The sequence below is a fragment of the Pseudoalteromonas sp. RW-H-Ap-1 genome (assembly GCF_048318575.1).
GTDB lineage: Bacteria > Pseudomonadota > Gammaproteobacteria > Enterobacterales > Alteromonadaceae > Pseudoalteromonas.
Genome location: NZ_CP166997.1, coordinates 85,612 through 98,235, shown reverse-complemented (window position 1 = coordinate 98,235; position 12,624 = coordinate 85,612). Strand labels below are relative to the sequence as shown.

Here is a 12,624-nt window from a genome sequence, read left to right as displayed (position 1 = left end):
TTATTAATTATACTTAGCCCAACATAAAGCAAGTATTAAGTTGCACTTTTGGTGCTTTCTACAAAATCATACAAATTAAAACAAAACGGTACAGCAATAATAAACTATTGAAATTACAATGTTATTTATTACCTACTACCTTACTGCTTCTTTTAAAGTAGTTATAGTTTAATAACTTACATTTCAGGTAAATTCGAAAATAAACGCAATTGGCTATTTTATAATTTTTACTGATTAAAAAATGCCAACAATTAACAACGCACTTTTTATTTAAGGTAAGCCATATGATCAAAACACGTTGTTTTACTCAATTTAATTTGATTAGTATCACGTTTCTACTTTTATTAGCCGGTTGCTCAGAAAGTGAAGTCACTACAGAAAAACAAAACGAACCGCGTGCGGTAAAACTGATAACCATAGGTGATGAGTCGCAATCAAAAACGCTCACCTACCCCGCCACTATCGACACTATAAATAGCTCAAAGCTTGCTTTTCAAGTTAGCGGAAAGTTAGAAGCGCTTAACGTTATTGCTGCACAAAACGTAAACAAAGGCGATGTAATCGCTGTATTAGAACAACGAAACTTTATTAATGAGGTCAAGTCGAGCAAAATTCAGTTTGAAACAGCCGATAATGATTACCAACGTGGTTTAAAGCTCGTTAAAGATGGGGTTATTTCACAACGTGATATAGAGCAACTAAAATCTAAAAAAGAAGTAGCCGAATCGCAATATGACTCAGCGCAAAAAGCATTATCTGACAGTAAAATTATAGCGCCTTACGATGCTATTGTTGCAGAAGTACCGGTAAAGCAGCTTGAAAACATAAGTGCTGGGCAACACGTTGTTACTTTATTTGGTAAAGGTGAAATGGAAGCGGTGGTAAATATTCCCGCGTCTATTGTGGCCACAGTTGATTCTAAGCAGAACAATGTAGCCTCAGTAATTTTACAAGATGTATCAACTGCTCCCATTCCTGCAACATTTAGACGAGCCAATTTAGAAGCCGACTCAGCGAGCCAAACCTATGAAGTACGATTTGCCTTTGCTGTACCAAATAACCTTAATATATTGCCTGGCATGAATGCCAGTCTAAAAATCACCCGTGAAAGCAGCTCAAATACAACTCGCTTACTAGTGCCAACCTTTGCTATTTTTGAACAAAACGGAGAACACTTTGTTTGGACGGTTGACGCTAAAACAATGCAAGCTTCGAAAGCTCCCGTTAAAATTGAAAATGGCATTGGCGAGCAACTCATTGTCACTGACGGTTTAAAAGCCGGGGATGTAATTATTGGTGCAGGTGCAAACTATGTGACTGAGGGTATGAAAGTACGTCCTTGGACTAAAGCATAGGAGCGCGATAATGGATTTAGCAAAATGGACAATCAATAATAAGTTAATTAGCACTATACTCATTATTTTAACCCTAGGATTTGGTTTTTCATCCTATAAAAACATGCCTCGCTTTGAAGATCCCGAATTTATAATTCGTACCGCGCAGGTGTTTGTTTCGTATTCAGGTGCAAGCCCACTAGAAGTTGCAAAAGAGGTCACTGAGCCGCTAGAACGTGCTATTCAAGAACTGCAAGAAGTTGATACTATATCGTCTACCTCATCTACGGGTTTATCTGAAATTAAAGTAGAGATTAAATCAGAGTTTTCTCCGACTAAATCTGAGTTGCAAGTTATTTGGACTAAGCTCAGAAACAAAATAAATGACACACGTCCAACATTACCGCCTGGTACTGGCACGCCACAAGTTTATGATGATTTTGGTGATGTGTATGGCTTAAGTTATTTAATTACCGCCGAAGGATACTCACCCGACGAGTTACATGCCTACGCTAAAGATTTGCAAAGTGACATTTTACAAGTAGAGGGCGTAGCCAAAGTTGCTATGACAGGCGTGCAGCAAGAAGGCATATTTGTAGAAATAGCCCGTGAAGAGTTAGCCTCTTTAGGCGTGTCTATTAATAATATTTACGGCATTTTAGATGAGCAAAACGCTGTATTGAGCGCTGGTAACACTCAAATTGGCGATCAACGTATTTTTATTGACCCTACTGGAGAAATAAACTCCGTTGATACCATTAAAAATCTATTGGTCAGTGCTAGCGGTGAAGGTAAAACAATTTATCTTAAAGATATTGCCAATGTATACCGTGGCTTCCAAAGCCCAGCAACCAAGTTAGTCCGTTATAACTCTAAACCTGCAATTTCACTTGGGGTCGCCAGTGTATTGGGGGCTAATGTGGTTAAAGTATTTGACCGCGTTGATGACAAAGTAAAACAAACTGAAAACCTCAGACCGCTTGGCATCACAGTGCATGAGTTTTACCACCAAGGTAAAGTAGTACAAGATTCAGTCGACAACTTTGTAGTGAATGTTTTAGTCGCACTGGTGATCGTAATGGTTACCCTGCTGCTATTTATGGGTTTGCGCTCAGGAATTATTATTGGCGCCGTATTACTGCTAACCATTTTTGCCACCCTTGCTACCATGGATTTTAGCGGCATACCCATGCATCGTATTTCGCTTGGTGCGCTTATTATCGCGTTAGGCATGATGGTTGATAACGCCATAGTTGTGACCGAAGGAATTTTAGTTGGTACACAAAAGGGCCGTAAAAAGTTAGAAATTGCTAGCGAAGTTGTCAAGCAAACTAAGTGGCCACTACTGGGTGGTACCTTGGTAGGCATTGTTGCTTTTGCGCCTATTGGCCTTGCTCCAGGTGATACCGCCGAATTTACCGGTCATTTATTCTGGGTAATTTTAATCTCTTTATTATACAGCTGGTTATTTGCCATTACCCTAACCCCCTTATTTTGTTATTGCTTGTTTAAAGAGCAAGATAACGATACCTCAGGCTCAGCGAAGCCAAATAAACTTATGGCACTTTATCAATCGGTAGTGGTGTCAGCACTGCATCATCGCTGGCTCAGTATTGCCGTTGTAGTTGCCACCTTTAGTGTGTCTATGTGGGGATTTCAATTTGTAAAATCAGGATTTTTTCCAGCTTCTACCACACCACAAATGGTGGTTGATTTTTGGCTACCGCAAGGTACCGATATTGAAAAAACCAAAAAAGACATGCTCAAGTTAGAGGAATTTGTAAAGCAACAAAATGGTGTTGAAGGTATCCAAACCCTTATTGGTGGTGGCGGGCTTCGCTACATGCTTATTTATGGTAGCGAGTCACCAAACAGCTCTTACGGGCAAATTTTAGCCAAAGTCGATGACTATAAAAAGCTAGATAAACTCTTACCAATCGTACAAAACTACATTGACGATAACTTTGTTGATGCTCAGGGCAAAGTATGGCGTTTTGTAATGGGCCCAGGTGGTGGCTCTAAAATAGAAGCCACATTTAAAGGCCCCGACCCAGATGTATTAAGAGAGCTAGCTGCACAAGCAAAAGGAGTATTAATTGATGATGGTGGCGCCTTGTCTATTAAAGATACATGGCGACAACGCATTAGTGTTATTGAACCACAGTACTCTGCTATTAATGCGCAGCGCGCTGGTGTAACGCGTAAAGCGGTTGCTGAAGCCTTACAGCAGAACTTTTCTGGTCAAGTGGTTGGACAGTATCGTGAAGGTGAAGAGCTCATTCCTATTATTGTTAGAGCACCACAATCGGAACGTGTCGACATAAACGATATTGGCAATATTCAGGTACAAAGCAATATCACTGGTGAAACACTGCCCCTAGCGCAAGTAACCAATGGGTTTAAAACCGTCTGGCGCGATGGCATTTTAAAACGTGAAGACCGCGAATGGACTATAAAAGCTCAAGCGGATCCTCTGCCGGGTGAACTAGCCTCAGAGTTATTTAATCGGGTAAGGCCTAAAATAGAAGCCATTGACCTTCCTCAAGGGTATCGACTTGAATGGGATGGCGAATACGGACAATCGAAAGAGTCTAACGAAATGTTGGCCTCAACTATTCCAATGGGCTTTTTAGCCATGGTGCTGATTGTTATTGTGTTATTTAACGCTTTAAAACAACCAATTATTATTTGGCTGGTTGTGCCATTAGCCTTAATTGGTGTTGTGTTTGGGCTGGTAACCACACAAATACCACTAGAGTTTATGGGTATATTAGGATTACTGTCGCTCTCTGGTTTGTTAATTAAAAATGCCATTGTATTAGTAGATCAAATGGACATGGAAATTCGCCAAGGTAAACCTGCATATAATGCCATTATCGACTCGGCAAATAGTCGGGTAAGACCGGTAATGATGGGCACACTAACCACGGTGTTAGGGGTTATTCCACTGTATTTTGATGCATTTTTCCAATCAATGTCTGTGGTTTTAGTATTCGGGTTACTGTTTGCTACCTTGCTTACATTAATCGTAATACCTGTTCTATACGCCATTTTTATGAATGTTAAACAAGACGAACAGGCAACTAATTAAACGCCAACAAAGATATGGCCATGCTTAGTAATAAGTCATGGCCTTTTTATAAGCTTTGAGCAAAATAATTCATATAATTATCACAATTAACTTTTAAAAAATATTGCATATACAACATACCTTTCAAACCTTATAGCTGCTAAAAACGCCCTCAGATACGGTTATTATTTTTCAAAATAAATATTTTAATTTTAGTATTTTATAAATTTAAATAAGCATTGAAGCGGATATTTTTTTAAGGCATTAATTATCACTTTAAGTTCTAGCTTTAAGTATTAACATAGCCGGAGTTCTATTATATGGTGAGGCTAAGAATTCATTGCATAGTAATGCATTAAGATTCATTCATTAAATTAACTATTCAAATTTATCAAATAAATAACATATCAAGTGCAGTCTATGCGTCTTCTATTTAGTCATACAAACGTTAAATGTAAAAACAGCTTTATTTCAAATCAAAATTTTAAAACTAGGCATTCTCATGTTATCAAAACGCATAATTCCTTGTTTAGATGTAAAAGACGGCTAAGTCGTTAAAGGGGTTAAATTTAAAGGCCACGAAGTGGTTGGCGATGTACTTACCCTAGCTAAAGCCTACAGCGAAGCCGGTGCTGATGAACTGGTGTTTTACGAGATCAGTGCAAGTGTTGAAAAACGCTTACTCGATGTTAATTGGGTTGAAAACATTGCCCGCCATATCGATATTCCATTTTGTGTAGCCGGTGGTATTAAATCGGTAGCCGATGCAGCTCGTGTGCTTGAACATGGCGCTGACAAAATCAGTATTAATAGCCCTGCAATTGCGCGTCCAGAGCTAATAAAAGAATTACATGATGAGTTTGGCAAGCAGTGTGTAGTTGTTGGCATTGACAGCTTTTTTGACGAAACAACCGGTGAATATCTAGTTTATCAGCTTACTGGCGATCCTAATGCGTCAAGCCGCACCCGTTATAAAACCGAAGAATGGGTTAAACGCGTACAAGACTTAGGTGCAGGCGAAATCGTTTTAAATTGTATGAACCAAGATGGTGTTCGCAACGGTTACGACAACGAACAACTCAGCAAAATACGCCAGCTGTGTGATATTCCTTTAATCGCCTCAGACGGTGCAGGCAGCATGCAAGATTTTGTTGATGTATTTCAACAAAGCCAAGTAGATGGTGCGCTCGCAGCCAGTGTTTTTCACAAAAACGTGATAAACATCGGTGAACTAAAACAATTTTTAATCGATAACCAAGTGGCAGCAAGACTATACAAGTAACCTTAGAAAACCAAACTCAAGTTGCTTTCGCTAAAAGCAAGATGATCCCTGCCATTGTTCAAGATGCCCGCTCTGGCGTAATTTTAATGCAAGGCTTTATGAACAGCGAAGCGCTTAAAGCTACACTGCGCCACTGTTCGCAGAAGACTTAAGCCGTAGCTGTCAAAAAGTAGGTGAAGAAGGTGTAAAATTGGCACTTGCGGCAATGAAACACGACAACAATGAACTTACCGACGAATCGGCCGATTTGTTGTATCACCTTGTTGTACTATTACAACGACAAGAGTTAGAGCTCACTGGTGTAGCTGCTTGCCTACAAGGTCGTCATAAGTAAATATAACGATTACTGTGTGCGCCATTATTTGGCGCACATCGTTATAAAAAGCCATAATTTTTCTTTTTTAATTCAGACTCTCAATAGCATTTACTCTCTACCTTAGGTATCCTTGGTAGCAATTACAAAAGGATAGCGCACTATGAAAACTTATATATCGCTTATACTCACGGGCCTTATTTTATCTGGCTGTAGCAGTTTAACCAGTGAACAAAAAGCCAAATTAGACAGCTTAACGCCCTGTGAAAAAATGGATGGCTTAATAACCGAATTCGATAATCGCTTTGATGCGTTAAAAGACACTAAAGTACAAAACTCATATTTAGATGTATGGACTGCAAAGTACAACGTATTTGGCGATAACTGCCAAGTGACTAGCTTTAACAATCAAACTGTGACCTATCAATGCCAAGAAAGCTACAAAGATCAACAACAAGCGGTAGCTATGCATCAACAAGCAGTTGAACTCACTCGCCAATGTTTAACTAAAACAAACAACTGGTTAGAAACACAAAAAGAATCAGAAACGTCGCTGCGTACCACCTTTGTACTTGATGATAAGTCGCCGGTTATTTCTGTTTATACCAGCAAAACGTTATCAAAAATTAAAACTTGGTCGACCTCTTTAGAAGTAGGAAAGCCCGTCGCCACTAAATAATGACGAGAGAATGTATGCGCCAAACACCCAGTAAACAATCCACTCATTTAAAAACAGACTGTATCGGTGAATGTTATAGAATGAATGGCTACTGTACTGGGTGCGGTCGCACCAGCGACGAAATATTCGACTGGATTATTTTAACTGACGAACAAAAAGAAACAATATTGGCCTCCCCTCGTGAAGACGCCAAAAAAGACTAGCTTAAATTTTTAACCGTTAAGGCGCATTACGCTGTGATGGGTCACGTTTAAAATCTTTGCTTAATTGCTTAGGATCTAACGCTTCACGTTGTTTGCTAGCACCTTCTGCCCACCAAATTAATTGATTAAAGGTGCGCGAAAAATAGCTATCCCACGCTGTTTGCTCTGCCGTATTATTTGCGTCACCACTTTCAATAAACACGTCTTGCGCTTTTGGAACATGGATCATTGCTGATACCGGCAAACAGCCCAGTTCACTTAAAAAACTGCGCATACCAACAGCGGCGCGTACGCCGCCCCATTGCCCTGCAGAGTAGGTAACGATCGCGCTGGGTTTATAGCCAAATAGAGAACTTCCAAAATGGTTTAGCAAATTAGCGAGTGCTGGACTCATCGAATGATTATATTCAGGGCTTACCATAACAAAGCCATCAAATGCTTTAATTTTTGCCGCTAAATCATCAAGCTGTTTAGGTGCCTCAGCCTGCGAATAAGCAAAGTGCGGTTTAAACACAGGGTCTAAATCATAATCGAGCGGATCAATAAGCTCTATTTCATGCTCAGAGTAATACTCAACCAAACAACGCTCACATGCTTTCGCTACCCTTTCCCCTAAACGCGCAGGCTTAGGTGGGGTACTTTTTCTAACCGAACCGAGAAAAATTAAAAATTTCATGTATCGGCACTCCTTTTTAATTGCAAAAATAAATACCTCAAAAAAGTTTGAGGTATTTACTGTACGGTTTAAGCTTTATCGAGTGCTTGGCTTACATCGGCAATAATGTCGTCAATGTTTTCAATACCCACCGATAACCGAATTAAATCGCGGCTAACGCCAGCATTGGCGAGCTCTTCATCATTTAATTGGCGGTGCGTGGTCGATGCAGGATGGCAAGCAAGCGATTTAGCATCGCCAATATTTACCAAACGTAAAATCATGTTTAGAGCATCAATAAACCGCGTACCGGCTTCAAGGCCACCGGCAATACCAAAACTTAAAATACCTGACGCTTTACCATTGGTAATTTTTTGGCTCATTTCGTTATACGGGCTTGATTTTAATCCCGCATAATTAACCCAAAGCACCTTAGGATGGCTCTCTAGGTATTCAGCAATTTTTTGCGCGTTTTCGCAGTGGCGATCCATTCTTAGCCCTAACGTTTCAAGGCCAATTAAAATATCAGAGGCGTTTTTAGGCGCAAGCGCCGCACCGGTATTTCTAAGTGGTACAACGCAGCAACGACCAATAAACGCCGCCTCAGCAAATGCATCGGTATACACTACATTATGGTACGACGGATCAGGCTCATTCATCATCGCAAAACGAGTCGCATTGGCTTTCCAGTCAAACTTGCCCGAATCAACAATCATACCGCCAATCGCGGTTCCATGGCCGTTAATGTATTTAGTGAGCGAGTGCACCACAATATCGGCACCTAACTCAAATGGACGACACAGATACGGCGTAGCCACGGTGTTATCTACAATTAAAGGCACCCCTTTAGTGTGGGCAATTTTCGCAAGGCGAGCAATATCAACAATATTCCCAGCAGGGTTACCAATTGATTCGCAAAAAACCGCACGCGTGTTTTCATCAATCGCGTTTTCAAAACCGTCAAAATCATCGGCTTTAATCATTCGCGCCTCTATACCTTGGCGCGGCAAGCTGTGGGCAAATAAGTTATAAGTGCCACCATACACTTGGCTGGTGCTTACAATATTAGTACCCACTTCACATAAACATTGAATCGCATAGGTAATCGCCGCCATACCCGAGGCCACAGCCAGTGCACCAATGCCGCCTTCCATCGCCGCAATACGCTGCTCAAGTACCGCATTGGTCGGATTCATTATGCGGGTATAAATATTACCCGGCACTTTTAAATCAAATAAATCAGCGCCATGCTGGGTATTATCAAAGGTGTACGAAGAGGTGTTATAAATTGGCACCGCCGCCGACTTAGTGGTGGCTTCAGATTCATAACCATGGTGCAACGCTAAAGACTCAAGTTTCATAATTTATTCCTTCAATATAGTTACACCTAACCTAGCATTTAATGGTTACAAAATGCACATGAAATATACTAAAGAATATTGAAGGAAATAGATTTAACGCTGTATCTAGCTAAATGTTAAAACTACCGTCGCTCATATATTCAAGAAAATGAGCCAAGCGCGCATATTACTCCTCTAAGTAATTATTAAAGACAATAAAAAACTTAGTGATAGTAATATGTTAGGTAATTTGTTAAAACTATATAAAAATAGAAAAGTGAGCGTGACATTGACAGAGATATGCGCGATGGGCGCACTATTAAATTGTTAGGCATCTTGGAGTCACCACCTTGTCAGTCGAAATAATCAAAGCTCAAATTTTTAAATTCTTATCATCAGATCATCCAGAAGTAATGGCAATAAAAGGTGAGTGGGGTGTAGGAAAAACTTTTAGTTGGAAAAAATTTCTGATTGAAGCTTGTATGGATAAAAAGGTGAAACTTGAACGTTATTCATATGTATCGTTATTCGGCATAAGTTCATTAGACTCATTCAAATATACTATTTTTGAAAATGTTGTAAAACGTGACCTAATTGGTACTGCTGCAAGCATTGATACATTTAGGGATAATACAACTAGCCTTATAGAATCTGTTGGAAGACAATCTATAAATCTATTTAAGGGCGCTCCTATTGTAAAATCATTTAGCCCAGCTATCGAAGCAATTTCCTTTTTATCATTGAACAAAACACTTATTTGTATTGATGATCTCAGAGAGAAAAGGCAAAGGACTTGATATTAAAGATGTCCTAGGCTTAGTCTCATTATTAAAAGAACAAAAAGGGTGCAAGGTAGTACTCCTTTTAAATGATGGTGAAGATGGGCTTCAAGATTATGAAAAATATCGTGAAAAAGTTATTGATATAGAGTTGGCTTTTTCACCAGTTCCAAAAGAAAGTGCAGATATTGCTTTCTCGGGTAATGCTAGCTATCACAATCGACTTAAAGAATTAACAACCAGCCTTAATATAAGAAATATAAGAATTTTAAAGAAAATAGAGAGGTTAATTGATTTATCTCTACCTTTAGTAAAAGATTTTGAACCGGAAATATTAGATCAAGTTATACACACACTTGTACTTTATTCTTGGAGCTATTTCACTTCAAATACTGATGATGGAATACCTCCACTCGATTTTATTACAAGTAAGGGATATTCATTGCTTGGGATAGGTGATGATGAAATTACAGATAAAGAAAAAGGTTGGCAAACTACCTTACAAGCGTACAACTACCAACTCACTGATGATTTAGATTTAGTTTTAGCGGAAGCCGTAAAAACAGGTTTCTTTGTTGAAAGTGAAGTGAATGAAAAAGCTAAATTAAAAAATCAACAAATCATTGCTTCAAAATCAGAAAATTCATTTTCTAACGCGTGGAGGCTATATCACGATACATTTGATAATAATGGCGATGTTGTTATTGGCGAATTATATGAAAGCTTTAAAGCAAATTGTAAATACATAACACCAACTAACTTAAATGGTACCGTAACCCTTTTTAAAGAACTTGGCGAAGAACAAAAGGCGTTGGAAATAATTGATATCTATATTGAAAACCGAAAGGATGAGGTAGAGCTGTTTGATATGGATGAAATTAATATCTTCGGTGATATTCGAGATCCAGACGTAGTTCAAAAATTTAATGCCATTTATAACCAATCAGTCCCACAAGAATCCGCAAAACAGGTTTTAGATCGTATAGCTAGTAGTAATGGTTGGAATCCTAGTGATGAAATGGTATTAGCAAATACAACTGTTAATGAGTACTACGAATTATTTAAAAACGAAGAAGGAAGGCATTTATCTTCTTTTGTTACAAAGTGCCTGAAGTTTGGTCAATTTTCTAACCCGAATGATCAACAAAAGGAAATCGCTGAACGAGCAACGAAAGCTCTTCAGAAAATAGCTTCCGAAAGTGAGATAAATAAAAGGAGAGTAAAAAAGTTTGGTGTTAGTCTTGAAAATGCCTAACACATATGAGCCTTAACTCTGTCAATAGGCATTAGTGTTCTTTTTGACCGTTTTTATAAATTGACGGTCAATTCTAAACCAATAAACAAATTCGTTTACTTCGTCTGTCGATACGGCTGTTAAGCAAGTAGCTTACGGCAAACACATATAGAGGCTCTCTTATTGCGATCTCATCGCAGCCAGGTTTTTCCCATATCCTTTTGGGGTTGCTGGGGCACTAGACATTCATCGGTTAACCTCATCATGGCACTATTCAAGGCGGCTGGTTGCATCATTATGATCCAGTTAGTTTCAGGCTCAAGTCAGGTGTAAGCGACTTTGTTTATTGTATTAATGCACGCGTACTGAGCGTCTAATCAAGACAAGTGGCTTCGGTCTGTAGGCATATAATTAGGTTAAACCTTTTTGGTTATTAACTCACCCAATTGATTGATGCTCAGCCTTATATCCAGTTAGATGTTCAGCTCACTCAGTACCGTGACTAACTCTTTAAGAATTTTGCTTCATCGAATACCGTCTCTTTTTTAAGCATATAATAAACACAGCGACCAAGCTTATGCGCAAGCGCTGACAGTGCTTTGGCTTTGCTCATTCGTTTTTGTAGTTTTTCGAGGTATTTGTTGGCGTTATGATTGTGACGCAGCAGCAATACAGCGGCTTCGGAGAACGCCCATTTTAGATGTGCATTGCCAATTTTGTTACCTTGGGTGCCATAGGTTTTGCCGGCAGACTCTGCTTTACATTTGACTAACCGACTATATGAAGCGAACTTTTGTACGCTTGAAAAACGATTGATGTCACCAATTTCATAGATAATGGTAAGTGCGAGAATGCGGCCTATACCACTAATTGTTTGCAAGATATTAAGGTGGACAGGGTTGTGTTGCTTGGCCATTTGTTCAATATAATGCTCTAAAGGCTTAAGCTCATTGTGATAGCAATCGAGTATGGCCATATTTAAATTAATAGATCGTTGCACAACGGGGTCAGGGAAGTAATAGCGCATCTTTTCTCTGTCGCAGACGTTCTTTAAATTCACGTTGTGGGCAGGTAAATTGTACTGGCTGGCGGTATTGGCGACATGGGCTTTTAAATCAGCCCCGTGGCGAACAATTTTAGTTCTTCGGCGTAATAAGTCGCGCGTAGCACGCATATCTTTGTCATACACATAAGCAAGTGGGAAGTTTCCCCCTCGGATGAGTTTGGCAATTTTATATGAATCTATTTTATCGTTTTTGGCTTTACCGCCATGAATCGCCTTCATATATAACGCATGACCGAGAATAAAGTCGATAGTGTGTTCTTTACAAAAGTCAGCGACCCAATACCAGCAATGCATGCATTCTACGCCAACCACAATGTCACCGGTATACGGTTTAAGTAGTTTTAGTAGTGCTTCTGGGTCATCTTTAATTTTCTTGTGAACAAGGATAAGTCCTTTATTATCAATGATACAGACGTAAAGTAATCGCGCGTGTAAATCGATTCCACAATAATATGGATGCATGTTATTGTAAAAGTTCATTGAGCTTTCTCCTGTAAGGTTGGTTGCCTTTTCAGCGTAGCGAATAATCGCGATGCTGGGGAGGAGGCTCAATGAGTATCAAGAAAATTAACAAGGACAAAAAACAGTTGGCTTTTGCTCCTGCGTCGCTTATTTTAGCCAACAATTTTTTGCCTGTTATTTAGGCGTTAGCTTTCATCGACCATCTAT

General features: G+C 39.3%; 9 protein-coding genes and 2 pseudogenes. 8 read left to right on the top strand and 3 right to left on the bottom strand.

What is annotated here, in order from left to right:
• Nucleotides 1–284: 284 nt before the first annotated feature.
• From AB8618_RS16905 to AB8618_RS16880, 6 genes and pseudogenes are all read left to right on the top strand, one after another.
• Nucleotides 285–1,355 (top strand): efflux RND transporter periplasmic adaptor subunit, encoded by a 1,071-nt coding sequence (locus AB8618_RS16905; RefSeq protein ID WP_409425927.1) that lies wholly within the window; start codon nucleotides 285–287, stop codon nucleotides 1,353–1,355.
• Between the two features lie 10 nt (nucleotides 1,356–1,365).
• Entirely contained in the window at nucleotides 1,366–4,425 is a 3,060-nt protein-coding gene (locus AB8618_RS16900; protein ID WP_409425926.1) for an efflux RND transporter permease subunit, read from the top strand.
• Nucleotides 4,426–4,906: 481 nt separating this feature from the next.
• Nucleotides 4,907–5,686: pseudogene (gene hisF / locus AB8618_RS16895) on the top strand (imidazole glycerol phosphate synthase subunit HisF).
• Nucleotides 5,677–6,020, top strand: a pseudogene (hisE, locus tag AB8618_RS16890) (phosphoribosyl-ATP diphosphatase). The pseudogenes hisF and hisE overlap by 10 nt, the downstream one beginning before the upstream one ends.
• Nucleotides 6,021–6,162: 142 nt before the next feature.
• The gene (locus AB8618_RS16885; protein WP_075170193.1) at nucleotides 6,163–6,678 is read left to right on the top strand and encodes a hypothetical protein; all 516 of its coding nucleotides are present in this window, start codon (nucleotides 6,163–6,165) and stop codon (nucleotides 6,676–6,678) included.
• A gap of 14 nt (nucleotides 6,679–6,692) precedes the next feature.
• Nucleotides 6,693–6,881 (top strand): DUF1289 domain-containing protein, encoded by a 189-nt coding sequence (locus AB8618_RS16880; protein WP_409425925.1) that lies wholly within the window; start codon nucleotides 6,693–6,695, stop codon nucleotides 6,879–6,881.
• Nucleotides 6,882–6,897: 16 nt separating this feature from the next.
• On the opposite strand, the gene AB8618_RS16875 is transcribed toward AB8618_RS16880, so the two are convergent.
• Both AB8618_RS16875 and AB8618_RS16870 read right to left on the bottom strand, forming a co-directional pair.
• Nucleotides 6,898–7,557: an NADPH-dependent FMN reductase gene (locus AB8618_RS16875; RefSeq protein ID WP_409425924.1), complete on the bottom strand. Its 660-nt coding sequence runs from the start codon at nucleotides 7,555–7,557 to the stop codon at nucleotides 6,898–6,900.
• 68 nt (nucleotides 7,558–7,625) lie between these two features.
• Complete coding sequence (locus AB8618_RS16870; RefSeq protein WP_413403245.1) at nucleotides 7,626–8,897, bottom strand: O-acetylhomoserine aminocarboxypropyltransferase/cysteine synthase family protein; 1,272 nt, start codon at nucleotides 8,895–8,897, stop codon at nucleotides 7,626–7,628.
• 329 nt (nucleotides 8,898–9,226) lie between these two features.
• Between AB8618_RS16870 and AB8618_RS16865 the strand changes: the two genes are divergently transcribed.
• Together AB8618_RS16865 and AB8618_RS16860 are read left to right on the top strand one after the other, a co-directional pair.
• The gene (locus tag AB8618_RS16865; protein ID WP_409425922.1) at nucleotides 9,227–9,673 is read left to right on the top strand and encodes a hypothetical protein; all 447 of its coding nucleotides are present in this window, start codon (nucleotides 9,227–9,229) and stop codon (nucleotides 9,671–9,673) included.
• Entirely contained in the window at nucleotides 9,642–10,910 is a 1,269-nt protein-coding gene (locus tag AB8618_RS16860; RefSeq protein WP_409425921.1) for a hypothetical protein, read from the top strand. Before AB8618_RS16865 ends, AB8618_RS16860 begins: the two co-directional genes overlap by 32 nt.
• A 481-nt stretch (nucleotides 10,911–11,391) precedes the next feature.
• Here AB8618_RS16860 and AB8618_RS16855 read toward each other — a convergent pair whose 3' ends face one another.
• A complete protein-coding gene (locus AB8618_RS16855; RefSeq protein ID WP_409425920.1) occupies nucleotides 11,392–12,435 on the bottom strand; it encodes an IS110 family transposase in 1,044 nt (347 codons plus the stop codon).
• Nucleotides 12,436–12,624 lie beyond the last annotated feature (189 nt).